The following is a 22,373-nucleotide window of genomic DNA, read 5'->3' as shown; positions in this document are numbered from 1 at the left end:
AGAATCGATGAATCGCCGCAATCTGTTCGGCGCCGCTCTGGCGCTGATCGCCGCCGTCGGCCTGGTTGGCTGCAAAGAAGAAAAGGCTGCCAGTGAGCAAGCCGCCGCCAAACCGGCAGAAACCTTCCACTGGAAGATGGTCACTTCCTGGCCGAAGAACTTCCCCGGCCTGGGCACCGCTGCCGAGCGTCTGGCCGAGCGTATCAACGCCATGAGCGCCGGTCGCCTGACCGTCAAGGTGTATGCGGCCGGCGAGCTGGTACCTGCACTGGAGGTGTTCGACGCGGTATCGCGCGGCACGGCCGAGATGGGCCACGGCACCCCGTACTACTGGAAGGGCAAGGTGCCGGCTGCGCAGTTCTTCAGCAGCGTGCCGTTCGGCCTCTCCACCCTGGAAATGAACGCCTGGCTGAGCAAGGGCGGCGGTCAGGCGCTGTGGGACGAAACCTATGCACCCTACGGCGTGAAACCGCTGTCGGCGGGCAATACCACCATGCAGATGGGCGGCTGGTTCAACAAGGAAATCAACAGCCTGGATGACATCAAGGGCCTGAAGATCCGCATGCCGGGCCTCGGCGGCGAAGTCTGGAGCAAGCTCGGTGCGATCACCGTCAACCTGCCCGGTGGCGAGATTTTCACCTCTCTGCAGACCGGCGCCATCGACGCCACCGACTGGGTCGGCCCGTACAACGATCTGGCCTTCGGTCTGCACAAGGCGACCAAGTACTACTACTTCCCAGGCTGGCAGGAACCGCAGGCCGTGGTCGAATCCATGGTCAACCAGAAAGCCTTCGACGCGCTGCCGGCCGACCTGCAGGCCATCGTCGTCGAAGCCGCGCGCGCTGCAACCCTGGACATGATGGACGACTACGTGTTCAACAACGCCAAGGCGCTGCAAAGCCTCAAGAGCGAAGGCGTGCAGTTCAAGCGCCTGCCGGATGAAGTGCTGCAAGCCATGCGCGAACAATCCGAGGTGGTGCTCGAGTCCCTGGCTGCCGAAAACGATCTCAATGGCCGCATCTGGGCCTCGCAGAAGGCCTTCCTCGAAGAAGCCAGCGCCATGCAGACGCTGACCGAGAAAGAGCTGTACAACTGGCGTTGAGCCGCCTCCGCTCCCACAAGGCTTTTCGCCCTTGTGGGAGCGAATTCATTCGCGATGGGTTGGCGCCTTACCAGCGATCGCGAATAAATTCGCTCCTGCAAAATTATCTGGAAGCCACCCCATGCGCTTTTCCACCCTGCTTCTCCTGCCCCTGCTCGCTTTCGGCCTGATCGGCTGCAAGGACGATTCCACTCCGGCCGACCAGGCCGCAGCGCCCGCCCAGACCTTCCACTGGAAGATGGTCACCACCTGGCCGAAGAACGCCCCAGGCACCGGCACTGCCGCCGAACGCCTGGCCGAACGCGTCAACGCCATGAGCGCCGGGCGCCTGACCATCAAGGTCTATGCTGCCGGCGAGCTGGTGCCGGCGCTGGAAGTCTTCGATGCGGTGTCGCGCGGCACCGCCGAACTCGGCCACGGCACGCCCTACTACTGGAAGGGCAAGGTACCGGCCGCGCAATTCTTCGGCGCGGTGCCCTTCGGCCTGTCCACCCAGGAAATGAACGCCTGGCTGAGCAAGGGCGGCGGCCAGGCGCTGTGGGACGAAGCCTACGCGCCGTTCGGCCTCAAGCCGCTGACTGCAGGCAACAGCACCATGCAGATGGGCGGCTGGTTCAACAAGGAAATCAACAGCCTGGCTGACATCAAGGGCCTGAAGATCCGCATGCCGGGCCTCGGCGGCGAGGTCTGGAGCCGCCTCGGAGCCACCACCGTGGTGCTGCCCGGCGGCGAGATCTTCACCGCGCTGCAGACCGGCGCCATCGACGCCACCGACTGGGTCAGCCCGTACAACGACCTCGCCTTCGGCCTGCAGAAGGCGGCCAAGTACTACTACTACCCGGGCTGGCAGGAGCCGCAATCAGTGCTCGAGCTGCTGATCAACCAGAAGGCATTCGATGCGCTGCCGGCCGACCTGCAGGCCATCGTCACCGAAGCGGCGCGCGCCTCGACCCAGGACATGATGGACGACTACGTCTACCACAACGCCCTGGCGCTGGACGAGCTGAAGAAGAGCGGCACGCTGCTCAAGCGCTTCCCCGACGAGGTGCTGCAGGCCATGCAGCGCGAGACCGAACAGGTGCTCGGCGATCTGGCTGCGCAGAGCGAACTCAACGGTCGCATCTGGGCCTCGATGCAAGCCTTCCAGGCGCTGGCCACCTCGATGCATGCGCTGTCGGAAAAGGAGCTGTACGACTGGCGCTGAGCCGCTCAGGGTATAGCAGTTACCCTTGTGGGAGCCCCGCCCCGGGGCGAAGCGTTCGTTACCCCCAGCTTCGCGGCGGGGCGCCGCTCCTAGCCGTTCGGCGCGACCAGGTCTCACCTATCAGACCCCGTTTGTCGTTCCGGGCGCCACCTCGTCTGCTGGCGACCATACTTCAGGGATGAAGAAAAAGCCGACCGACCCTGCCCTCATCCTTGATACCGCCCTGCGACTGGCCGACGTCTGCGGCTGGGAGCGCCTGCATCTGTTCGAGGTGGCCGCCGCGCTGGAAATCGGCCTGGACGATATCGCCCGCCATTACCGCGACAAGGATGATCTGGTGGAAACCTGGTTCGACCGCGCCGACCAGGCCATGCTCGGTTACGCCCGCAATCCCGACCTGGCCGGCCTGAACGCCGAACAGCGCCTGGAAGCTTGCCTGCTGGCCTGGCTCGACAGCCTGGCCGCCCATCGCGCGGTGACCGGGCAGATGCTGCTGTACAAGCTCGAACCCGGACACGTTCATCTGCAGGTGCTCGGCCTGATGCGCATCAGCCGCACCGTGCAGTGGTGGCGCGAAGCGGCCGGCCGGCAAAGCCTGCATCTGCGCCGTATCGCCGAGGAGACTCTGCTCACCAACGCCTACCTGCGCAGCTTCGTGCACTGGTTGCGCCATCCCGAGGAGGACGCTGCAGCGTTCCGCGCCTTCCTGCGTGGCCAGTTGCGCGCCGGACCACTGCCGCTGCTGTTGCAACGCACCTAGCCCGGATGAAATCCGGGGCCATGGTTGCGGGCCGTCGCCGGCTTGCTTCCGGGCTAATCGGTCAAATCGCAGGGTGCTCGCCCTACAGGCAAAAGCCGGAAACATTCTGTCACTGGTCATGCCAACCCATGACGGGCAAGATGCCGATCAGCTTTCCACCAGAGAGAAAACCGTGATGCAGCGTTTCCTCAGTATCGCCATGGTCCTGTGCCTGGCGCTGACCTTCAGCTTCGAAGCCCACGCCAAACGTTTCGGCGGTGGCAAATCCTTCGGCTCCGCCCCCAGCCACCAGACCCGCCAGGCCACGCCGCCTGCTCAACAGGCTGCCCCGGCCCCTGGTCGTCAGCAACCTGCCGCCGCTGCCAGCGGCGCTTCGCGCTGGCTCGGCCCACTAGCCGGTCTGGCAGCCGGTGGCCTGCTGGCCTCGATGTTCATGGGTGACGGCTTCGAAGGCCTGCAGATCATGGACTTTCTGATCTTCGGCCTGATCGCCTTCCTGATCTTCCGCTTCCTCGCCGCCCGTCGTGCTCGCCAACAGCCGCAAATGGCAACTGCCGGTGCGCCCTACCAGCGCGAAATGCCGAATGCCGCCAACGCGCCGGCAGCCGGCAGCAATATTTTCGGCGCTCGCCTGGCCTCAGCTGCTCCGGTGATCAATGCCCCGGCCTGGTTCAATGAACAAAGCTTCCTGGCCGCCGGCCGCGAGCATTTCATGAACCTGCAGCAGCACTGGGACGCGAACGAGATGGACAAGATCGCCGAGTTCGTCACCCCGCAACTGCTGGACTTCCTCAAGCGCGAGCGCGCCGAGCTGGGTGACGGCTTCCAGTCCACCTACATCGACGACCTGCAGGTCCAGCTCGATGGTGTCGACGACAACGCCGAGAAGACCATCGCCACCCTGACCTTCAGCGGTGTGTCGAAGACCTCGCGCTTCGACCAGGGCGAACCGTTCAGCGAAAGCTGGCGTCTGGAGCGCGCCCAAGGCGACAACCAGCCCTGGCTGATCGCCGGCATTCGCCAGAACTGATTCTGGGCAACGCATGAAAAACCCCGGGCTTGCCCGGGGTTTTTCGTTTCACCGGCCATCGCGGCTAAAGCCGCTCCTACGATTCCGACGATCCGTGCATTACGCCTGCTCGCTAACGGCCCGGCGCATGCCGATATGCGGGATGTCGTCCTCCAGATACACCTCGGTTACCGGCTCGAAGCCATAACGCCCGTAGTAACCCTGCAGATGCGCCTGCGCCGACAGGTATAGCGGCACGCCCGGCCAACGCTGGCTGCACTCGGCCAGCGCCTGCTCCATCAGTCTGTGGCCCAGGCCCGTGCCACGCGCCGCCTCGGCGATCACCACCCTTCCGATCACTACCTCGCCGCCCATGCGCTGCGGGTCGAGCAGGCGCAGATAGCCCAGCAGCGAATTATCGTCGCGCGCCATCAGGTGACAGGTATCGCCGACCAGATCCTGGCCATCGGTTTCCAGGTAGGGGCAGTTCTGCTCGACCACGAACACCCGGGTGCGCAGGGCAAGGATGGCATACAGCTCAGGAACATCGAGTTCGCTGTGGTGCTTGCTGATCCAACTGATCATCACGACACTCTCCAAAAACGCCAGGGTACCAAACGCCGGCCGCCTGGCCGCAGACAGCGCCACAACATCACAGCGAATACCAGCACCAGCCAGAGCAGGGGCACCAGAAAAAGCACCAGGGTACTGGCGGCATGCCGCCCCACCTCTGTGTGGTAGACCAGCCGCACACCACCATCCTGTCGCTCGGCAGCGAGCAGCACGGCGTTCTGCAACCTGCTTAGTGTGCCGTTTGCCGGTACCGACACAGGAAGCTGGCGCAGGGAGCGGACAAGGCCGTTCCAGGCTGCAGCGCTGTTCTCGCGGGGTGAAGAGAATGCCGCCGGCCTCGAATAGCTGGGCGCCAGATCGCTCAGGGTAAGACTGCGCGCCTGTGCCTCGGCATACACCGCAACGATGACAGCCACGCGCTTCTCCAGCTGGGCGCGCACATCCTCGGCAAGCACGGCGATCGCCTCGTTTCGTGCCCCTGCGGGAGAGGCCTCGTAAGCCTTCAGCAGTTGCTCACGGCGAGACTGGAGCAAGGCCCGGAAATCATCCCAGCGCTCATAGCCAAGTAGCTGCATGATGGCCTGCTTTCCGGCCTGGCAATCCATATCGGCAGGGCACAGCAGCTCGAACTCGGCCATCGCCGTCGGGAACAGCTTAACCCCCGTGAGGGTGAAGAAATTTCCCGGCCCTGTCTCCGACCAGAGGTTCGCAAGGCCATGGAGCACCGGCAGATCATCAAGGGCAGCTTGCTCAGGTGCAATCATCGCCGGTCCCCAGTAGTAGTTCCGGCAATCAAGGCGATAGGACAGTGAGGCATATGACGGTTCAGGGTCGCTCGACAACCCACATGAGAGCGTCTGGTCCGCGGGTTTGAAAATCAGCCGCGTTCCCGCGGGCGGCAGGTACTCGGCAAGATCTTCTCCGCTATGCAGCACCAGGTCCGGATAGTCCAGAAGCGCTCCCTGCAGTCGGTAGAAGGTTGCCGGCCAAAGCTGCTGGCTGTCGCTCGCAAACAGCAGGAACACACCGCCCGCCAGAACCAGAGCGGCGCCCAGCGGCCGTCGAGGTTGCCGACGAGCCAGCAGGCCGATGCTGCCCAGGTAGATCAGCGGCAAGCCCAACAGCAACCCGGGCAGCCCCAGAGACCATTGCGACGCCCAGTTGAACAACAGATAGTGGCTGCTGGCGAGCACCGCCAAGACCGCACACAACAGCCCGAACGCCAGCGCAGTCACAGCCCAGCCTCGGATGATGCCCGGCACCAGCACCGCCGCGCTCGACACTACCAGTGCCAGGCTTACCCAGCGGACCCAATCGGGCGACGCCATCATCTCTAGCATGGCCACTCCCATCCCTCGCAGTTGAATACCCGTCGGCCATGTACGTGAATCTGTTTCCAGGCCAGCCGGCCGTCCTTTTCCAACCCGTAGGAAACGCCATGCTCGGCGCCCGCAGCGTCGTATCGCCAGACACCGACCAGATTGCCGGCAGCGCTCAGGGCCAGCCAGGTTCCGACACTCTTAGCGTCGCGATACCAGCCATGCACGATGAATCCGCCGTTGGTTTGCGCGACCCAGTAACCGCTGCGCTGGCCGTTGGTTTGCGCACCGCAAGCGACGACCTCGCCGTCTACGATTTCCTTGTGAATCTCATCCGTGCTGCGCACACAGCCGTCGCCATCCAGCTCAGGTGGCGCAAGCTCGTTCAGCAGGCGATGGGGCACCCGCTCGAAGGCGACGGCGGAAGAAGCCAGCAGCATCAGGGTCAGGGTGAGCACGCGCATATCAGTCGCCCTCCAGCTGCATGAAGCGATACGTCCAGCGCACCGTGCGCGGCGTGGCATCGAGGGTGATCAACTGCTCGATGCGCGTGACCTCGCCGTGAAACTTGAACACATCACCGGGGAACAGGAAGTCATCGACGGTCGGCTCCTCAAGGTCGGCAGAACGGGCAACCGGCATCAACGCCTGTCCATTGGCATCGAGAAAGCGCAGCCGGCCGAACAACTCGCGCGCCGGCTGCCCGGGCTGCACCACCGCGCTCGGCAAGGCGCCGGCCGCAACCAGCCAGGGCGTTTCGCCAGGCTGATGAGGCAATGCCTGCCAGGCCACGCCGGCCGGGCAGGACAGCTCGCTCTCGACCTGAACGTCGTGGAGGAAGCGCAGCTCACCATCGCTGCTCTGCAGCTCCCAGCGCACCTTATCGAGCTGCTCCGCTGGCAACGCCGCATAGCGCCGGTAGTTGTCCATCGCTATTCGCTGTGTGGCCCGCCAGCGCAACAGCGGCTGTTCGGAGCTGACCACACGCAGCTGACAGACGGCGCTCAGGGAGATGGGCAGAAACACTTCGTGATACTCCTGACCCTGCGCCTGCAGCGGCATTTGCGTGGGCATGGCGAGGCCGGTATGCGCCAGCGGCAGGTGCCAGGCCGAAGGCAGGGACGGATCGCTACGCAGCTCGTCGTCCGTGGAGAAGCGCACATTCGTGAGACGCTCCTCCCTGCCACTCCATAGCCTGATCGGCAGGCGCGCCGGCGGCGTGCCCTCGAAGCGCAGCTGGTACATGTCGGCAGCGAGAAAATCCCTGCTTCGCAGCAGGCGATCCCAGGCACTGTCATAGAACGGCGAATGGGCGTAACGCACGCGATGCCAGCCCTGATGCGCCGGGTAGTCATCCGGCATGAAATGCAAGGTCTGCTCGCCCCGGTTGACGATCTCGACCCACCACTCGCCCGGCACGGCGCCGGGCCGGGCGGTGACGCGGCTGTCGCCGACACGGATGACGCTCTCCTCACCGGAAAGTGTCAACCACAGCGGCGCCTGGTCGGCGACGGCGACCTGGCGCAGCACATCGGCCAGCACCCAGGCCGGTTCCTGATACGCGCAGGCCAGGCTGTATGCCGGCGTCCAGAACAGTTCGAAGCGGTGCGCCGGCATGGCGCGCGTCGGGTATTCGGCAAGCACCTGCGATAGCGCCAGGTCGGCATCGAGGCCTATCGATACAGAGCGCTGCGCTGCATCCAGGCGCAGCTCCGGAGCACACAGCTGCGTGCCATCCGCGGCGAACAGACGGAGGTTGTCGATAGCCAGAATGGTTTCCGGCATCAGTGCATTGCTGCCACGCGCGGCCAGCAGCAGCTCGAACCAGTCGCGTCGAGCGGGGTTGTTAAAGACACTACCGAAGCCCGCATGAAGTCTGAGCGTGCCGGCCAGCGCAGCGGGCTGTAGCGGCTCGCGCACATCGCGGCCGGGCAACTGGAAGGGCTCGTACACGACCACATGGGTGCTGTCGAACAGGCCGTGGCCTTCACGGGACGCCACGATCAGCAGCGCGACCAGCCAGGCGAGGGTGATCAGGCTGATTACGACGAAGCGTCGGGTCTGCAATTCCTTTTGCAGGCGCGCGACGATGCCGTCGCGAGGCTGCGCGGTTGGGGTTGAAGATGCATCCTGCATGTAGTGACGCTTCCAGGCTTTCTCGCGGGGCGCCAAGGTTGCCGACAAAGACCGCTCGGCTCAAGCGACAATCGTCCATGCTGCCAACTGGAACGGCTTTTCGCTGCCCCCTCAGCGATACCCCAAATTCCGCTGCTAGGGTATAAAGCTGCCCGCACATCAGGAGAGCCAATCGTGGAAGAAGTCATCGAACAGCTGCGCGAACTCAATGAGCCGGTTCCGGTGCCGCTGGAGCTGCCGGACGAAGAGACCCTGGTGGAAATTCAGGAACAGATCCTCATCCACCTGCCCTTCGAACTGCGCGAATTTCTGCTCAAGGTCAGTGACGTGGTCTACGGACGCCTGGAGCCGGTGACCGCCAGCGACCCGCATTCGCACACCTACCTGCCGGAAGTCGCTTCGGTAGCCTGGGACCTCGGCCTGCCGCGTGACCTGGTGCCGCTGTGCCAGGACGGCCGCGACTACTACGCGGTGGACGTCGAAGGTCAGGTCTGGCTGTGGGACGGTGACGAGGGCGAGCTCACCGATGAAAGCTGGGACTCGGTCTGGCACTGGTGCCGCGACGTCTGGCTGGAGAGCTGATCGCCCTCGGCCATAGTGGGCCGTACTCACCGCCCTCGTGCAACCCGGCAGCATGCGCGGCGCACCTTGTGGGGCGTTGCGCAGAAGCTGGGCGCCACGCACCCGCCACGGGTGTCTGACGCCCTCTACCGGCCCTGCTGCGCCAGCTTGAACCCAGCTACGGCCCTCACCCTTCGCCCTGCTCCAGCGCCAGCAGGTTGAGCAGGAACCGCGCGAAATACAGCAGATCCTGTTCCATGGCCTGGCGCGCGCCCTTGGCATCGCCGGCCTCGATGGCGGCGAAGGCGTCTTCATGAAAGTCGTTGAGCCGTAACGACAGATCGGCGCCGGTGAACAGGCGATTGAAGAAGGGGCCGATCTGCAGCCATAGCGACTCGATCGAACGCACCAGCACCGGGTTGCCACAGGCGCCATACAGCTGCAGGTGGAACTGGCTATTGGCGTTGAGGTAGTCCTGAACCTGACGCTGCTCGATGGCCGCATCCATGCGCTGTACGCAGTCACGCAGCCGGGCCAGGTCGTCGCGACTCAGGCGCGGCGTAGCCAGCTCCACCGCGAGACCTTCCAGCGCCAGGCGTACCTGGAAGATATTTTCGTAACGTTCGCGGGTCATCAAGGGCACGCGTACCGAGCGCTGCTGCTCGCCTTCCAGCGCGCCCTCGGCCACCAGGCGCTGCAACGCGGCACGCACCGGCATCGGGCTGGTGCCCCACTGTGCGGCCAGATCGCGGATCTTCAACGCCTGTCCAGGCTGGAAACGTCCCGCCAGCAGGCCTTCGCGAATACGTTGGTACAACTGTTCCTGCAGATTGTCGCTCATGGTTTCAACATCCCTTTGGCGGTGCAGGAAGCTGGGACAGAGTAAGTAGACAGTCGCGCATGAAATTCTCCATTGAACCAAGACCGGGTGACAGAAATGAGCGATGCCGGCCACCCCGCATTTGTGATCACATAACGAGAAAAATATTAACCCATACTGGTTAAATGGGGACATATTGCGATTTTTGTGATCACAAAATATGATAAACGGAAATCCGAACGAGGCGTTCAACATGACTGCCAGTGGTATCGCCCCATCCGCCGTGAAAACCTTCACCGCCCGTGAACGCGCCCGTTTCCTCGAACGCAACCCGAAGTCGGTGGCCCTGGCCGAGCGCGCCCGTCACTCGCTGTACGGCGGCGTGCCGATGCACTGGATGGCCGACTGGTCGACGCCGGTACCGCTGTTCGTCGAACGCGCCAAGGGCGCGCGCTTCTTCGACGTGGACGGTCACGAGTACATCGACTTCTGCCTGGGCGACACCGGCACCATGTTCGGCCACTCGCCGGAGCCGGTGGCCCGAGCCCTCGCCGAACAGGCCAATAACGGCCTGACCACCATGTTGCCCGGCGAGGACGCGGTAGTCTGCGGCGAGCTACTCGCCGAGCGCTTCGGCCTGCCCTACTGGCAGGTGACCGCCACGGCAACCGATTCGAATCGCTATGTGCTGCGCTGGGCGCGGGCCATCACCGGCCGCAAGACTCTGCTGGTATTCGACGGCTGCTACCACGGCACCGTCGACGACGTGATGGTGCGCGAGCGCGATGGCCAGACCGTGCACCGCTCCGGCCTGATCGGCCAGGCCTATGACCTGACCGAGCACAGCCGCGCCATTCCCTTCAACGACGTCGCGGCGCTGGAAGCCGCATTGGCTCAAGGCGACGTTTGCGCCCTGCTCTGCGAGCCGGCGATGACCAATATCGGCATGGTCCTGCCCGATCCGGGCTTCATGCAGAAATGCCGCGAGCTGACGCGCAAGTACGGCAGTCTGCTGATCATCGACGAAACCCACACCATCTCCACCGACATCGGCGGTTGCACGCGCCTGTGGGGGTTGGATCCGGACTTCTTCGTGGTCGGCAAGCCCATCGCCGGTGGCGTGCCCTGCGGCATCTTCGGTTGCAGCGCGGCGATGGCCGAAGCCATGACCCAGGCCCGCCAGCGCGCCAGTGAAGCAAGCCAGGGGCACGGCCACAGCGGCATGGGCACCACCCTGTCGGCCAACGCCCTGGCCATGCATTGCATGCGCGCCAACCTGCAGCAGGTGATGACCCAGGCAGCCTACGATCACATGCTGCCGCTGGCCGCACGTCTGGCCGAAGGTTTCCGCCAGCTGATCGACAAGCACGGCCTGAACTGGTCGGTGACCGAGCTGGGCGCACGCTGCGAGTTCCAGTTCTGCGCCACCCCGCCGCGCACCGGTGCCGAGGCCGAAGCGGCGTTCCATGACGAACTGCAGATGGCCCTGCACCTGTACCTGATCAACCGCGGCATCCTGATCACCCCGTTCCACAACATGACCCTGTGCTGCCCGAGCACCACGGCCGAAGATGTGGACAGGCTGATCGCCATGCTCGATGCGGCCCTCACCGAACTGCTGGCCATTCCCGGTGCCCGTGAGTAATACCCGTGGGAGACACTTCAGCGGCGACAGTCGCGGCTGAAGCCCCTCCCACAGGTTGAATGGCGCCCCACGACCTTTTGCGAGAACCACCATGCAATTCGCCCATCCCCAGGAAGCGCGTGACTTCCTCGAACAACACCCCGAGGTGCGCAGCATCGAACTGATGCTGATCGACGCCAATGGCATTCCGCGCGGCAAGCTGCTGCACCGCGACGAACTGCTGGCCATGTACGAGAACGGCCGGCCGCTGCCCAGTTCGATCCTGTCGCTGACCATCCAGGGCGAAGACGTCGAGGAGAGCGGCCTGGTCTGGGAAGTGGCCGATGCCGACTGCTGGACCTACCCATTGCCCGGCAGCCTCACCCTGCAACCCTGGCGCACGGTGCCCACCGGCCAGGTGCAGGTGAGCATGCACCCGACTGAAGGTATGCCGGCCACGCCGGGCGACCCGCGCCATGTGCTGGCGCGTACCATCGACGCGCTCAAGGCCGACGGCTATCACCCGGTGATGGCGGTGGAGCTGGAGTTCTACCTGCTGGACAAGCAGCGCGACGCCAATGGCCGCCCGCAGCCCGCCGTGCAGATGAACGGCGTGCGCCCGCAGGCGCCGCAGGTCTACGGCGTGTACGAGCTGGAGCAGGTGCAGCCGTTTCTCGACGATCTCTACGCCGCCTGCGAAGCCCAGGGCCTGCCGGTGCGCACGGCAATCTCCGAATACGCTCCGGGCCAGCTGGAGCTGACTCTGGAGCACCGTTTCGACGCCCTGCAGGCGGTGGACGAAGGGGTTCGCTACAAGCGTCTGGTCAAGGGTGTGGCCAACAAGCACGGGCTGCAGGCCTGCTTCATGGCCAAGCCGTTCGGTGACCTGGCCGGCAGCGGCATGCACATGCACGTGTCGCTGGCCGACACCGAGGGCAACAACCTGATGGCCAGCGAGCTTTCTGACCTTGAAGGCAGGCACGGCACGCTCTTGAGGCACGCCATCGGCGGCATGATGGCCACGCTCGACGACGCCCTGGCGATCTTCTGCCCCAACGCCAACTCCTACCGCCGCTTCCAGGCCAACAGCTACGCGCCGCTGGCCAAGAGCTGGGGGGTGAACAACCGCACCGTGTCCTTCCGCGTTCCCGGTGGGCCGGCCAACAGCCGTCACGTCGAACACCGTATCTGCGGCGCCGACGCCAACCCTTATCTCGCCGCCGCTGCGATCCTCGCCGGTATCCACAAGGGCATCCGCGAACGGATCGACCCGGGCCAGGCCATCGTCGGCAATGGCTACGAGCAGGCCCGCGAAACGCTGCCCACCGACTGGCTCACCGCCCTGCGCAACCTTGAAGGTTCAAGCTGGGCACGCGAAGCGCTGGGCGAGGATTTCCTCAAGGTGTTCCTGGCGATCAAGTGGGCCGAGTTCCGCCAGTTCATGGGCGAGGTGGGCGAGCAGGACTGGCGCTGGTACCTGACTCACGCCTGATCCGTACGCCATCCTACAAGGGCATGCAGCGGCCGTTGAAGGCGGCCTCATGCGGGCCGTCGAAGCACAGCTGGCCGCGCCCATCAGACCTGGCCAAACGTGTCGGGTAGTACGGATTGCGCGCGTCCGGCAAGCTGGCCAGTCGCTCGGCATCGAGCCTCCCGAGCGGCAGGCTCACCAGCACGGCCAGCAAACGACGCTTGGCCTCCAGGTCCTGCAAGCGCCCGGCATACAGGCGCATATCCGGGCCGGCGATAGCCAGCAGGATGTTGCCGACGCGGTTGCGCACGCCGCCAACGGCAGGCGGCTCGGGAGCCGGCTCCTGCAGCGCCGCGGCGAACGCCTCCGGCGGCAGCTGCGACAATTCGGCGGCTCGTGCATAAGGCGCCAGGCTGGCGTTGATGGTCATTTGCTCGCGGAAAAACAGCAGCAGGCTGAGGTATTCGCTGCCGGTGGCGTTGCCTGGCAGTTGCGCATACATCTGCGCGATGCCGAAGAACTCTCGCTGCATCGGCCTCAGCAGCGAACGCTCGTCCTCGCCGAACCGCGCCGGAACCTCCGGCCGCGGCGTCAGCCCGTGGCGATACAGGCGAACCTGCCACTCCAGGTTGCGGCTGACCAGCACGCCCAACAGCATCTTCAGTACCAGATTGTCGGCGCGCACCAGCTGCTGACGCAGCAATCCCAGTTCCTCCTGCAACCCAGCCTGCGCCGCATCGCCGCGACCCTCGAGGGCCATCTGCAGCACGAACAGATCGAACAGCTGCTGGCCCTTGTACACATAGGTCAGTTGCGGCACCGGTTCGGCGATGCTCACCGAGGTGAGCGTGCGGTAATCATCCAGGCCGAGAAATTGTCTGTAGCGTTCGCGCAATACCTTCTGCTCCACGCTTAACGCGGGCAACTGGTCGGCCTGCGCCAGCAGGCTGTCGAAGCAGCCGGGCGTCTCGATCTGGCAGAACAGTTGCCCCTGGGGAACCGGCAGGGTGGCAGTGGTCGGCGCCACATAAGCGCCATCGGTCACGCCGTGCCCGGCGTACCAACTTTCGTACTGCTGCAGACGCACGGTGCCCAGCGCCTCGGGCTGCTGATCGACAGGCGCATCCAGGCCGCTCAGATACAGGTACGCCCGACTTTCGCCAGCCGCCGCCTGCACCTGCCGCTGCCAGTGCTGCACCTCGGCATCCAGCGGCTCGTCACGCAGCCAGGCGCTGCCAACGGCCAGAAGCGTCACGACCAGGATCAAACCGCCAAACAGGGCGGCACGGCGCAGGTTCACGGGCGCACCTGGGCATCGACCTTGATGTAACTCCCGGCCACGCTGATACCCATGCCGCCGTAGTCCTGGCACCCCTCGTCAAATACTTCCAGCACGCGCAGGGCAATGCCTTCGCGCAGCAATTGCACGGCGCAGCCGGTGCCGAGCTGCGCATCTTCCAGCTTCATCACTGCGCCCTCGCCTTGCAGGCGTCCCTCCAGATCACCGATAGCTGCCGGGCCGTATTCTTCCACCCGTGCCCCGGCGCGCAGCGGCGAGAAGCTGGCGCGGTAACCGCCCGCCGGGTCAGTGCTGATCTGCAATTCGCTCCATACCGCCTGACCGCCATAGCGCAGATAGCGGCCCTGCGGGCTGGCCGCCAGCGCCTGGTAATCCACCGCCTCGGCCACCTTGCCCATGTGCAGGCGGGTCGAAGAACCGCTGAGGTGGTTGTCCAACGCCACCCCCAGCCAGGCCCGCGCCATGCCGGCATCGCCCGCGCGCAGATTGGCCAGAATCAGGTTGTTCAAGGCCAGCTCCAACTGCGCCTCGTCGCCCTGCTCGACGCGGCGTAGCTGACGCTCGAATGCCTCGATGGCATCGCTATAACGGCCGGCCTGATAGGCGGCACTGCCCAACTGGTTGCATTGCGCTGCAGTGGCGCAGTCATCGCTTGCCTGCGCGGCGCTGGTGAACGCCAGCAGCAGCGGCAGAGAGAGAAATTTCGAGCGGGTCAGCATGGATGGCATCCTTGCAATGGAAATGGGCGAGTTTAGAGCCTGTTCACGATGGCGAACTGGAATATACGGTGGCGAAATCAACCGGAGAAGCGCAGTTTGCCTGCTGTAAAGAGCATCATGAGGGGCCGTTCAGCCAACGCGCAGCAGATCGTAAACAGGTTTAGTTTGAATCTTGCATCAGACCTTTTTCTCAGCAGTCCACATGTACTCGGAGCAACGATGGAAGCCGGAACCGCACAACTGACGATGACCGTACTGATGACCCCGGACATGGCCAATTTCTCCGGCAACGTTCACGGCGGTACGCTGCTCAAGTACATGGACGAGGTGGCTTATGCCTGCGCCAGCCGCTACGCGGGGCGATACGTGGTGACCCTGTCGGTGGACCAGGTAATGTTCCGCGAGCCGGTGCATGTCGGTGAGATGGTTACCTTCCTCGCCTCGGTCAACTACTGCGGGCGCACCTCCATGGAGGTAGGCATCAAGGTGATCACCGAAAACATCCGTGAACGCTCGGTGCGCCACACCAACAGCTGTTTCTTCACCATGGTCGCGATGGATGAGCACGGCCGCCCGGCAGTGGTGCCCGAACTGCACCCGGACACCCCCGACGGCCTGCGCCGTCAGCGCCAGGCCAAGCAGCGCCGGCAGATCCGCGAGGAGCTGCAACAGCGTTACCAGGCCTTGAGTGAGGAAAAGAACGCCCCTCAGTCGTGACCGATGTAGAACAGCAGTTCGCGCCGCTGCGGATGATCCTTGAGCCAGGCGCGGATCTCGTCGGCGCGGGCAATGGCCTCCTCGCCGGCGATGCGGCTGAAGCGCTCACGCCGCGCCTGTTCGCTGGCCTCCTGCCGCACCTGGCGCTGCCAGGCGTCGGTGAAGATCGCCGGCATGCGCTGGCTCAGTTCCAGGGCCTTGAGCAGTTGCCATTCGCCGCTGTCCAGCCAGGCTTCGTCGCAGGTGCCGCACAGGTCCAGACGATTGGCGCGGGTGCCGCTGATCTGGTACTTGCTCATCAGCTTGGCGCACTTGGGGCAGCTCAGCGCGTGGCTGGTTTCGCCCACTTCGGCTTCGGCGGCCAGGGCTGTTGGCGTCTCCTGCGCCGGCTGGCGCTCGGCCCAGTCGCGGTAATGCAGCAGGCTGACCAGCGTGCCAGCGCATTGCGGGCAGCCATGGCCGAGCAGGCCATCTTCGAGTTTTGCCGGTTGCAGGCGGCTGGTACGGCAGGCGGGGCAATGCATGATGACGTCCTTTTCACAAATGAAGTGCGCACACGCTAGTGCACAGCCGACACACGGACAAGCTCATGTGCTGAGAACTGCGTGGCAGATAGGCTAAGCTCTGTCTCCCAGAGCCGGAGTCGCCATGATCAACCTGTTCGATGTCTTTTTGCTGATGCTGTTCGCCGCCGTCTGCGCCTGGCTTTGGCGCGGCCATGGCATTCGTGAGCGGGCACTGGCGTACGCCAAGCAGCACTGCGCCAAGCTCGACGTGGAACTGCTCGACGGCGCCGTGGCGCTGCGCCGCCTGGCCATCGAGCGCGATGGCAGGGGCCATCGGCGCCTGGCGCGGCTGTATGACTTCGAATTCACCGTCACCGGTGAGCAGCGCCTGCGCGGGCATATCAGCATGTTCGGCCCGCATCTCGGGCGCATCGAACTGGAACCCCATCCGATACTGGAGCCGCAACCCGAGCCGGTCGCGGTGCAGCATTCCCATCCGGGTAACGTCATCCGCCTCGACGACTGGCGGCGCAAGGCCCAGTAGCGCTGGCCTGATTCAGCCACGCCGCAGGAGGAAATCGCTCACGCGTTCGGCGCTATCGGCCGGCTGCTCCTGCATGAAGCAGTGCCCGCCCGGCACCACCTGACTGCGCACATGGGCGTTGCTCGCACACCAGCGCGCCACGGAGCGGGCCACGAACGGGTAGGTGCTGGCGCCGTGGATCACCTCGGTCGGCGTCGTCACCCTGGCCAGCGATGGCCACAGGCGCCGCGGGAAGGAACCGAAGATATCGGCCTCGCGGCTGGGCCGACACTTGAGCTCGACGCCACCCTCAACATCCTTCAGCGCATGCTCGATATAAGCGTCGAACGCCGCTTCGTCCCAGCCGCGGAACATGCCGCGGCCATGCAGAGCGGCATGCGCACTGGCGCGATCCGGCCATTGCCGGCGACGCTTCTTCGCCTTCTTCGCCAAACCGTTGCGCTGCGCCAGGCCGACCACGTCTGACAGCGCCATCACGCCGATCATCGCCGGGCTGAACAGCACCGGATCGAGCAGTACCGCACGCTGGAACAACTCGGGATGGCGCGCGAGGATCAGGCTGGTGAGCACGCCGCCAAAACTGTGGCCCAGGGCGAAGCGCGGCACCTCACCAAAGCGGCCGCGCAGGGCCTCGAAGGCCTCTACCGCCAGTTCGGCGCTGCGGTTCCAGCCGTGGAAACGACCACCGTGATCGCTGTCGCCATGGCCCTGCACGTCACACAGCCAGAGGTCGAAATCTTCCGCCAGCAGCGCCAGCATCGGCGTATAGACCCGCCCGCAATAACCGTTGCCGTGCAGGAAATGCAGCAACGGTTTCCCCGATGGCGGCGTATGCCAGCCGCGCAGGGTAAAACCGGCAGAGGTGTCATGAGACCAGGGCAGCAGGTGCATGAAAGTTATCCACAACGACGAAAGCGCGGCGAGTGTATCAGCCGGTCGCAGGAATTCGGCAGGTGGCGAACGAGGCGCTGAGCGCTTCGACGTCCTGCGCCCGATCGAAGATCAGTTCCAGCCGCGAGTCCTTGCGCCACTCGCTCGGGCCCCAAGCCTGCAGCGCTTGCCCTTGCACGGCATTGAGCGAACGCCAGCCCTCGGCACCGTGCAGCACGGCCTTGGCTCGGCGCCAGCCGAGGTTGCGTAACCAATCCGCGACCTGCGCGAGGTCGAACATCTGCTGAGGATGCCAGCGCCAGCCGATGCTCCAGCCCTCGACCTGAGCCTGCACCTGGCAGATCGGCTCGGCGGTATCGCGCCAGATCTGCGCCAACCCCGGCGCGGCAGCAGGGAACTCGCCACCTACCTGCATGGGCGACGCCTGTGCTGCCAGGCCGGGCAGCAAGGCCAGGTCGAGCCGCCCCCGTTCGGTCCAGTGCAGCGGCACGGCAGGCAGACCGGCAGCAACCCGCGCTCGCGCCTGGGCACCCAGGCCTTCGCTCTTGTTCAACAGCAGCAGACCAGCCTCATCCAGCGCCTGACGCTGCACGTCCGGCAGCGGCTGGCCGGCGGCCAGCGCGGCGGCATCCAGCACCAGCAGCGCCGGCTGCACGGCCAGCACGCCGAACCAGGGCGGCTGGCGCAATTGCGCCAGCAACTGCACTGGATGGCCCAGGCCGGATGGTTCGATCAACAGGCGATCAGGCTTGGCCTTGCGCAGCAGACGGCCGAGGCCGACCTGAAAGGGCGCACCGTTGACGCAGCACAGGCATCCACCGGCCACCTCGGCCAGGGCGATGCCGTCGTCGCCCTGCTCCAGCAGCGCGGCATCCAGACCGATCTGGCCGAATTCGTTGATCAGCGCCGCCCAGCGCTCAGCCGCAGGTTTCTGCGCCAGCAGGTGACGGATCAGGCTGGTTTTGCCGGCACCCAGCGGGCCGGCGATAAGGTGGGTAGGAATTTGACTGAGCATGAATCTATCGTCGGTGGTTCGCCAGGCAAGTGCCAGCACAGACTGCAAGGAAGCAGCATGTTAGATTCGCTGGCAGTTTTTCGGGAGTCGAAACGATGCGTGCATGGCTGTTGCTGTTCTCTCTGCTACCGGGCCTGGTCCTGGCCGAAGCCTGCGTGGTGCATAGCCAGGCCGAGCGTCTGGATGTGAAGGTCTGCCAGGAAAATCGCAACATTCCCGCCACGCTGTTTCGCGATGGCTTCTGCCAGCCGCAACTGCAGGGGCAGACGGTCGAGGTGGAATTCGTCGAGCAATGTCCGCAGGGCGCCTATGGCATTTGCCAGAATGCGCGCGCCGGCAGTGACCTGTACCAGCAGGACATCCACTACTACGGCGTGGCCAGCGACGCGCTGTATCTGGAGCCGGCCTGCACCAGCCAGTATCAGGGCAAGTGGATCAAGCCCTGACCTGAACCGCTTACGAACAAACGCGGGGACTGACATCAAAGTGTCATCCAGAAAGCGCCTAATGACCGCGGGTACCTCACGTAACCCTCATGTCGAGTCACGCGTCGACATGATCTCTTGGTGCTTAAGGCCGGGGCAGTCGCTCCGGCCTATTTTTTTCCGTCATGCCTGGCAGCAGCATAGGCCTCGCCTCGCGGCATGAAGCTGTTCCCACAAGCAACAGTCGAACGCAAGCAGTCCCCTCGCCCCGGTGGGGAGAGCGGAAGTTTTGCAGCGTTTCAGCCCTCTCCCCCAGCCCCTCTCCCATAAATGGGAAAGGGGAGCCAAGCGTCTACCGCCTTAAGCGGACAGCATTACGCCCGAGGTACGGCTTCCATGACATGTTTGCCGCGCAGCTTGTGGCGATGTCAGGCCAGCCAGTCCAGGGTCAGCAACAAGCGCCGCTGACCGGCCGGCGGCTGCGGTGATCGATGGATCAGCCCGCGGCCTTCGTTGCCCTGCCACTTCTCGCCCTTGGCCAGCGCCACATGCCCGCTATCCAGACGCTGGATCAACGCCTCTTGCGTAGGTTCTGCCTCCGGCTGACCGAGCCTGCTGCGCGACATCGCGCCCTCTTCCAGCCACTCGCTGCCGACCCCGGCGTAGCTGGTGATCAGCCGCAGCGGTACATGGTCGACGTGAAAGCGCGGGCACATGGCCTTGTCCAGCGCGCGCAGGCGCAGCCCTATGCGCTGGGCATCGAGCAGGCAGGCGTAGGCGCGCACCAGCCAGGCCACGTCGGCGAGGAAGGCGGCCTGGCCCGGCAGGTCGGCATACTGCGCGACCAGGCCGCTCAGCTTCGGCTCGCTGTCGGCACGCGGCAGTTCCAGGGTCATGGAATGCGCCAGGGGCTCGCCCTGGGCCAGCAGCGCATCGGCGAAGTCGGCGATCTGCGCCGGCAGGCGGCGCTGCCAGACGGCCAGGTTGACGCCGTCGTGCAGCACCTCGCCGAGCACCTGAATATCCGCTCCCAGCACCTGCCGGGACACTTTCGGCAACTGCAGGGCGAACATCAGGCGGCCTCCTGCTGCCAGGCGCCGAACGGGTCGGCGAGCAGACGCCAGGCTTCCGGGCCGCCGGCCATTTCCTCATCGGTGAGCAGGCAGGCGTCCAGCTCGGCGGTCAGGCGGGCGAAGTCGATGTTCTGGCCGATGAACACCAGTTCCTGGCGGCAATCACCGACCTCTGCGCTCCAGTGCTTCATGATCGCCTGCAGGCCTTCCTCGTCCTGCGGCCAGTGTTGCCTGGACACGAAGCGCCACCAGCGTCCGGCCAGGCCGTGACGCATCAGGCCGCCGGCCTGCGACCAGCTGCCGGCCTCCTGATACTTGCTGGCCAGCCAGAAGAAGCCCTTGGAGCGCAGCAGGCGGCCGTTGCTCCATTCCTGCGAGAGGAAGTCGAAGAAGCGCTGCGGATGGAAGGGCCGACGCGCGCGGTAGGCGCTGGAGGCGATGCCGTATTCCTCGGTTTCCGGCACGTGCTCGCCGCGCAGTTCCTTGAGCCAGCCCGGCGCCTGCGAAGCGCGCTCGAAATCGAAACGGCCGGTGTCGAGAATCCTGTCCAAAGCGATCTGGCCCATGCTCATGGCCTGGATATCGGCGTGGGTATTGAGGCCGCGGAGGATGGCCATCAGCTCCTCGCGCTCGGCCTGGCTGATCAGGTCGATCTTGCTGACGAGGATGACGTCGGCGAACTCCACCTGCTCGATCAGCAGATCGGTGATCGAGCGTTCGTCCTCCTCGCCCAGGGTTTCGCCACGGCTGGCCAGGCTCTCGGCCTCGTGAAAATCGCGCAGGAAGTTCACCCCGTCGACCACCGTGACCATGGTGTCCAGCCGCGCCAGGTCGGACAGGCTGCGGCCCTGCTCGTCGCGGAAGGTGAAGGTTTCGGCCACCGGCAGCGGCTCGCTGATGCCGGTGGATTCGATCAGCAGGTAGTCGAAGCGGCCATCGCTGGCCAGGCGGGCGACCTCTTCGAGCAGGTCTTCGCGCAGGGTGCAGCAGATGCAGCCGTTGCTCATCTCCACCAGTTTCTCTTCGGCGCGGTTGAGGCTGACGTCGCGCTGCACTTCGCTGCCGTCGATATTGATTTCGCTCATGTCGTTGACGATCACCGCGACCTTGAGACCTTCGCGGTTCTTCAGCACATGGTTGAGCAGTGTGCTCTTGCCGGCGCCAAGAAAGCCGGACAGCACGGTAACGGGTAGACGTGGGTTCATGGGGGGTTCCTCGTTCAGTCACGGTCACGCTGATGTTTTTCGCGCTGCTCCTGACGCTCCTTGGCTTCGATGCACAGGGTCGCGGTCGGGCGCAGCAGCAGGCGTTTCAGGCCGATGGGCTCGCCGGTCTCGGCGCACCAGCCGTATTCGCCACGCGCCAGGCGTTCGAGCGCCTGGTCGATCTTGTCGAGCAGCTTCTTTTCCCGCTCCAGCAGGCGCAGCTGCCACTGCCGTTGCTCCTCGGCGGCGCCGATATCGGCGACGTCGCTGCTGGTTTCGGACTGGCGCAGCTCGCTGAACTCCTCGTCGATACGCGCCTGCAGATCGGCACGCTGAGCCAGCAGCAGCTCGCGGAAGAAGCGCTGCTGCGTATCGTTCATGTAGTCATCTGCCGGCTGGGCGAGCAGCTCGGCTTCGGTAGGCAGGGTCGGGGTCATGGCAAATCGGCTAACGTGTTTTAATTGTTATAACATAACATTTATTTCTGACAGCAACCCATGGATTTGCGATGAACGAACTGCCCCTGCCGGATATTGCCGCCCAAGCCACTCACCATGTTGTGCCACTGGACTGGGTCGGCATGGCCGGCATCGCCTTACCCATTCGCCTGGCGGGCGCGGCCGTGAACGCCAGTGTCGATATCGGCGTCAGCCTCGACGACGCCGGCGCGCGCGGCATTCACATGTCGCGCCTGTATCTGGCGGCGCAGCGTATGGTGCACCAGCAACTGGACGTGCCTGCCCTGCTGCAGGTACTGGATGATTGCCTGAGCAGCCACCAGGCACTGTCCGACAGCGCCACCCTGACCCTACGCGGCGAGGTACCGCTCGAGCGTGTTGCGCTGGTCAGCCCACTCAGCGGCTGGAAGGCCTACCCCTTCGAACTGCGCGCCAGACAGGACGGCCGTGGCGTCAGCATCGAGCTGCAAGTCGAGGTCGGCTACTCGTCCACCTGCCCCTGCTCGGCGGCGCTGGCCCGCCAGTTGATTCAGCAGCGTTTCGCCGAAACCTTCGCCCGGCAATCCATGGACTATCAGGAGGTGCTCGACTGGCTTGGCTCGACCCAGGGCATCGTCGCCACGCCACACAGCCAGCGCAGCACCGCGACCCTGCAGCTGCGCCTGGCGCCCGACTGCACCGAGCTGCCCGTGCTGGCGCTGATCGACAGCGCCGAGCAGGCCCTCGGCACGCCGGTGCAAACAGCGGTGAAACGCGCCGATGAACAGGCTTTCGCCCTGGCCAACGGACAGAACCTGATGTTCTGCGAAGACGCCGCGCGCCGCCTGCATCAAGCCCTGCGCAGCCTGCCGCAGGCCAGCGCCTTCCGCCTCAAGGTCGTGCATGCGGAAAGCCTGCACGCCCACGATGCCGTGGCCGAAAGCCGTTGGAACTGGAGCTGA

General features: G+C 64.9%; 24 protein-coding genes. 11 read left to right on the top strand and 13 right to left on the bottom strand.

The annotated features are described in order from the left end of the window. Positions 1–7: 7 nt before the first annotated feature. The 4 genes from DXK50_RS04560 to DXK50_RS04545 all read left to right on the top strand — a co-directional run bounded on the left by DXK50_RS04560 (position 8) and on the right by DXK50_RS04545 (position 4,096). Entirely contained in the window at positions 8–1,102 is a 1,095-nt protein-coding gene (locus tag DXK50_RS04560; RefSeq protein WP_212629480.1) for a TRAP transporter substrate-binding protein, read from the top strand. A 121-nt stretch (positions 1,103–1,223) separates the two neighbouring features. Next, positions 1,224–2,306: a TRAP transporter substrate-binding protein gene (locus tag DXK50_RS04555; protein ID WP_212629479.1), complete on the top strand. Its 1,083-nt coding sequence runs from the start codon at positions 1,224–1,226 to the stop codon at positions 2,304–2,306. Between the two features lie 178 nt (positions 2,307–2,484). Continuing rightward, positions 2,485–3,066: a TetR/AcrR family transcriptional regulator gene (locus tag DXK50_RS04550; RefSeq protein WP_212629478.1), complete on the top strand. Its 582-nt coding sequence runs from the start codon at positions 2,485–2,487 to the stop codon at positions 3,064–3,066. A 175-nt stretch (positions 3,067–3,241) separates the two neighbouring features. Beyond that, positions 3,242–4,096, top strand: coding sequence for a Tim44 domain-containing protein (locus DXK50_RS04545; RefSeq protein ID WP_212629477.1), 855 nt, complete (start codon positions 3,242–3,244; stop codon positions 4,094–4,096). Positions 4,097–4,195: 99 nt separating this feature from the next. On the opposite strand, the gene DXK50_RS04540 is transcribed toward DXK50_RS04545, so the two are convergent. From DXK50_RS04540 to DXK50_RS04525, 4 genes are read right to left on the bottom strand one after another with little or no spacing between them, the layout of a single operon-like run. Then, complete coding sequence (locus DXK50_RS04540; RefSeq protein WP_249186612.1) at positions 4,196–4,660, bottom strand: GNAT family N-acetyltransferase; 465 nt, start codon at positions 4,658–4,660, stop codon at positions 4,196–4,198. After that, positions 4,660–5,988, bottom strand: a complete 1,329-nt coding sequence (locus tag DXK50_RS04535; RefSeq protein ID WP_249186611.1) for a hypothetical protein — start codon at positions 5,986–5,988, stop codon at positions 4,660–4,662. The genes DXK50_RS04540 and DXK50_RS04535 overlap by 1 nt, the downstream gene beginning before the upstream one ends. Then, positions 5,982–6,431: a hypothetical protein gene (locus DXK50_RS04530; protein ID WP_212629475.1), complete on the bottom strand. Its 450-nt coding sequence runs from the start codon at positions 6,429–6,431 to the stop codon at positions 5,982–5,984. Before DXK50_RS04530 ends, DXK50_RS04535 begins: the two co-directional genes overlap by 7 nt. Before the next feature lies 1 nt (position 6,432). After that, positions 6,433–8,103, bottom strand: coding sequence for a hypothetical protein (locus DXK50_RS04525; protein WP_212629474.1), 1,671 nt, complete (start codon positions 8,101–8,103; stop codon positions 6,433–6,435). A gap of 174 nt (positions 8,104–8,277) precedes the next feature. On the opposite strand from DXK50_RS04525, the gene DXK50_RS04520 reads away from it, so the two are divergent. Beyond that, the gene (locus DXK50_RS04520; RefSeq protein ID WP_024310159.1) at positions 8,278–8,685 is read left to right on the top strand and encodes an SMI1/KNR4 family protein; all 408 of its coding nucleotides are present in this window, start codon (positions 8,278–8,280) and stop codon (positions 8,683–8,685) included. Between the two features lie 166 nt (positions 8,686–8,851). Here DXK50_RS04520 and DXK50_RS04515 read toward each other — a convergent pair whose 3' ends face one another. Continuing rightward, a complete protein-coding gene (locus DXK50_RS04515) occupies positions 8,852–9,505 on the bottom strand; it encodes a GntR family transcriptional regulator (protein WP_212629473.1) in 654 nt (217 codons plus the stop codon). 232 nt (positions 9,506–9,737) lie between these two features. On the opposite strand from DXK50_RS04515, the gene DXK50_RS04510 reads away from it, so the two are divergent. Next, positions 9,738–11,129 (top strand): aspartate aminotransferase family protein, encoded by a 1,392-nt coding sequence (locus tag DXK50_RS04510; protein ID WP_212629472.1) that lies wholly within the window; start codon positions 9,738–9,740, stop codon positions 11,127–11,129. A 91-nt stretch (positions 11,130–11,220) separates the two neighbouring features. After that, the gene (locus tag DXK50_RS04505) at positions 11,221–12,600 is read left to right on the top strand and encodes a glutamine synthetase family protein (RefSeq protein ID WP_212629471.1); all 1,380 of its coding nucleotides are present in this window, start codon (positions 11,221–11,223) and stop codon (positions 12,598–12,600) included. A gap of 13 nt (positions 12,601–12,613) precedes the next feature. Here DXK50_RS04505 and DXK50_RS04500 read toward each other — a convergent pair whose 3' ends face one another. Both DXK50_RS04500 and DXK50_RS04495 read right to left on the bottom strand, forming a co-directional pair. Next, positions 12,614–13,879 (bottom strand): hypothetical protein, encoded by a 1,266-nt coding sequence (locus DXK50_RS04500; RefSeq protein ID WP_349292061.1) that lies wholly within the window; start codon positions 13,877–13,879, stop codon positions 12,614–12,616. Then, a complete protein-coding gene (locus tag DXK50_RS04495) occupies positions 13,876–14,598 on the bottom strand; it encodes a tetratricopeptide repeat protein (RefSeq protein WP_212629470.1) in 723 nt (240 codons plus the stop codon). Before DXK50_RS04495 ends, DXK50_RS04500 begins: the two co-directional genes overlap by 4 nt. 219 nt (positions 14,599–14,817) lie before the next feature. On the opposite strand from DXK50_RS04495, the gene DXK50_RS04490 reads away from it, so the two are divergent. Beyond that, positions 14,818–15,315 carry an acyl-CoA thioesterase gene (locus DXK50_RS04490; RefSeq protein WP_161864342.1) on the top strand — a complete coding sequence of 166 codons (498 nt, stop codon included), beginning with the start codon at positions 14,818–14,820 and terminating at the stop codon, positions 15,313–15,315. Here DXK50_RS04490 and DXK50_RS04485 read toward each other — a convergent pair. Then, positions 15,306–15,839, bottom strand: a complete 534-nt coding sequence (locus tag DXK50_RS04485) for a TFIIB-type zinc ribbon-containing protein (RefSeq protein ID WP_212629469.1) — start codon at positions 15,837–15,839, stop codon at positions 15,306–15,308. The genes DXK50_RS04490 and DXK50_RS04485 overlap by 10 nt on opposite strands. A 124-nt stretch (positions 15,840–15,963) precedes the next feature. Here DXK50_RS04485 and DXK50_RS04480 point away from each other — a divergent pair, with 124 nt between their 5' ends. After that, a complete protein-coding gene (locus DXK50_RS04480) occupies positions 15,964–16,365 on the top strand; it encodes a DUF3301 domain-containing protein (RefSeq protein ID WP_161864340.1) in 402 nt (133 codons plus the stop codon). Positions 16,366–16,377: 12 nt separating this feature from the next. On the opposite strand, the gene DXK50_RS04475 is transcribed toward DXK50_RS04480, so the two are convergent. Both DXK50_RS04475 and DXK50_RS04470 read right to left on the bottom strand, forming a co-directional pair. Continuing rightward, entirely contained in the window at positions 16,378–17,256 is an 879-nt protein-coding gene (locus DXK50_RS04475; RefSeq protein WP_212629468.1) for an alpha/beta fold hydrolase, read from the bottom strand. Between the two features lie 37 nt (positions 17,257–17,293). Further along, positions 17,294–18,271, bottom strand: coding sequence for a CobW family GTP-binding protein (locus tag DXK50_RS04470; protein ID WP_212629467.1), 978 nt, complete (start codon positions 18,269–18,271; stop codon positions 17,294–17,296). A 95-nt stretch (positions 18,272–18,366) separates the two neighbouring features. Here DXK50_RS04470 and DXK50_RS04465 point away from each other — a divergent pair, with 95 nt between their 5' ends. Next, positions 18,367–18,717 (top strand): NADH:ubiquinone oxidoreductase, encoded by a 351-nt coding sequence (locus DXK50_RS04465; RefSeq protein WP_161864337.1) that lies wholly within the window; start codon positions 18,367–18,369, stop codon positions 18,715–18,717. Between the two features lie 407 nt (positions 18,718–19,124). Here the strand turns inward: DXK50_RS04465 and DXK50_RS04460 are convergent, their stop codons facing one another. Genes DXK50_RS04460 through dksA form a run of 3 tightly spaced genes read right to left on the bottom strand, consistent with a single transcriptional unit; the run spans position 19,125 to position 21,411 of the window. Beyond that, the gene (locus tag DXK50_RS04460; RefSeq protein WP_212629466.1) at positions 19,125–19,769 is read right to left on the bottom strand and encodes a DUF1826 domain-containing protein; all 645 of its coding nucleotides are present in this window, start codon (positions 19,767–19,769) and stop codon (positions 19,125–19,127) included. Then, entirely contained in the window at positions 19,769–20,974 is a 1,206-nt protein-coding gene (zigA, locus tag DXK50_RS04455; RefSeq protein WP_212629465.1) for a zinc metallochaperone GTPase ZigA, read from the bottom strand. The genes DXK50_RS04460 and zigA overlap by 1 nt, the downstream gene beginning before the upstream one ends. A gap of 14 nt (positions 20,975–20,988) precedes the next feature. Continuing rightward, positions 20,989–21,411, bottom strand: a complete 423-nt coding sequence (dksA, locus tag DXK50_RS04450; RefSeq protein ID WP_161864334.1) for an RNA polymerase-binding protein DksA — start codon at positions 21,409–21,411, stop codon at positions 20,989–20,991. A gap of 71 nt (positions 21,412–21,482) precedes the next feature. On the opposite strand from dksA, the gene folE2 reads away from it, so the two are divergent. After that, complete coding sequence (gene folE2 / locus DXK50_RS04445; RefSeq protein WP_212629464.1) at positions 21,483–22,373, top strand: GTP cyclohydrolase FolE2; 891 nt, start codon at positions 21,483–21,485, stop codon at positions 22,371–22,373.

It is taken from the genome of Pseudomonas sp. KB-10 (assembly GCF_018221585.1).
GTDB classification, from domain to species: domain Bacteria; phylum Pseudomonadota; class Gammaproteobacteria; order Pseudomonadales; family Pseudomonadaceae; genus Aquipseudomonas; species Aquipseudomonas yangonensis.
The sequence above is the reverse complement of the archived record's forward strand: the minus strand, read 5'-3'. Positions and strand labels throughout refer to the sequence as shown.

Bases quoted from the DNA above. Each gene is read 5' to 3' on its own strand.
- DXK50_RS04475 (WP_212629468.1), bottom strand. From the start codon at position 17,256: ATGCACCTGCTGCCCTGGTCTCATGACACCTCTGCCGGTTTTACCCTG.
- DXK50_RS04560 (WP_212629480.1), top strand. From the start codon at position 8: ATGAATCGCCGCAATCTGTTCGGCGCCGCTCTGGCGCTGATCGCCGCC.
- DXK50_RS04490 (WP_161864342.1), top strand. From the start codon at position 14,818: ATGGAAGCCGGAACCGCACAACTGACGATGACCGTACTGATGACCCCG.
- zigA (WP_212629465.1), bottom strand. From the start codon at position 20,974: ATGAACCCACGTCTACCCGTTACCGTGCTGTCCGGCTTTCTTGGCGCC.
- dksA (WP_161864334.1), bottom strand. From the start codon at position 21,411: ATGACCCCGACCCTGCCTACCGAAGCCGAGCTGCTCGCCCAGCCGGCA.
- DXK50_RS04555 (WP_212629479.1), top strand. From the start codon at position 1,224: ATGCGCTTTTCCACCCTGCTTCTCCTGCCCCTGCTCGCTTTCGGCCTG.
- DXK50_RS04550 (WP_212629478.1), top strand. From the start codon at position 2,485: ATGAAGAAAAAGCCGACCGACCCTGCCCTCATCCTTGATACCGCCCTG.
- DXK50_RS04515 (WP_212629473.1), bottom strand. From the start codon at position 9,505: ATGAGCGACAATCTGCAGGAACAGTTGTACCAACGTATTCGCGAAGGC.
- DXK50_RS04525 (WP_212629474.1), bottom strand. From the start codon at position 8,103: ATGCAGGATGCATCTTCAACCCCAACCGCGCAGCCTCGCGACGGCATC.
- DXK50_RS04470 (WP_212629467.1), bottom strand. From the start codon at position 18,271: ATGCTCAGTCAAATTCCTACCCACCTTATCGCCGGCCCGCTGGGTGCC.
- DXK50_RS04465 (WP_161864337.1), top strand. From the start codon at position 18,367: ATGCGTGCATGGCTGTTGCTGTTCTCTCTGCTACCGGGCCTGGTCCTG.
- DXK50_RS04505 (WP_212629471.1), top strand. From the start codon at position 11,221: ATGCAATTCGCCCATCCCCAGGAAGCGCGTGACTTCCTCGAACAACAC.
- DXK50_RS04495 (WP_212629470.1), bottom strand. From the start codon at position 14,598: ATGCTGACCCGCTCGAAATTTCTCTCTCTGCCGCTGCTGCTGGCGTTC.
- DXK50_RS04485 (WP_212629469.1), bottom strand. From the start codon at position 15,839: ATGCATTGCCCCGCCTGCCGTACCAGCCGCCTGCAACCGGCAAAACTC.
- DXK50_RS04545 (WP_212629477.1), top strand. From the start codon at position 3,242: ATGCAGCGTTTCCTCAGTATCGCCATGGTCCTGTGCCTGGCGCTGACC.
- DXK50_RS04480 (WP_161864340.1), top strand. From the start codon at position 15,964: ATGATCAACCTGTTCGATGTCTTTTTGCTGATGCTGTTCGCCGCCGTC.
- DXK50_RS04460 (WP_212629466.1), bottom strand. From the start codon at position 19,769: ATGTTCGCCCTGCAGTTGCCGAAAGTGTCCCGGCAGGTGCTGGGAGCG.
- DXK50_RS04530 (WP_212629475.1), bottom strand. From the start codon at position 6,431: ATGCGCGTGCTCACCCTGACCCTGATGCTGCTGGCTTCTTCCGCCGTC.
- DXK50_RS04535 (WP_249186611.1), bottom strand. From the start codon at position 5,988: ATGCTAGAGATGATGGCGTCGCCCGATTGGGTCCGCTGGGTAAGCCTG.
- DXK50_RS04510 (WP_212629472.1), top strand. From the start codon at position 9,738: ATGACTGCCAGTGGTATCGCCCCATCCGCCGTGAAAACCTTCACCGCC.
- folE2 (WP_212629464.1), top strand. From the start codon at position 21,483: ATGAACGAACTGCCCCTGCCGGATATTGCCGCCCAAGCCACTCACCAT.
- DXK50_RS04540 (WP_249186612.1), bottom strand. From the start codon at position 4,660: ATGATCAGTTGGATCAGCAAGCACCACAGCGAACTCGATGTTCCTGAG.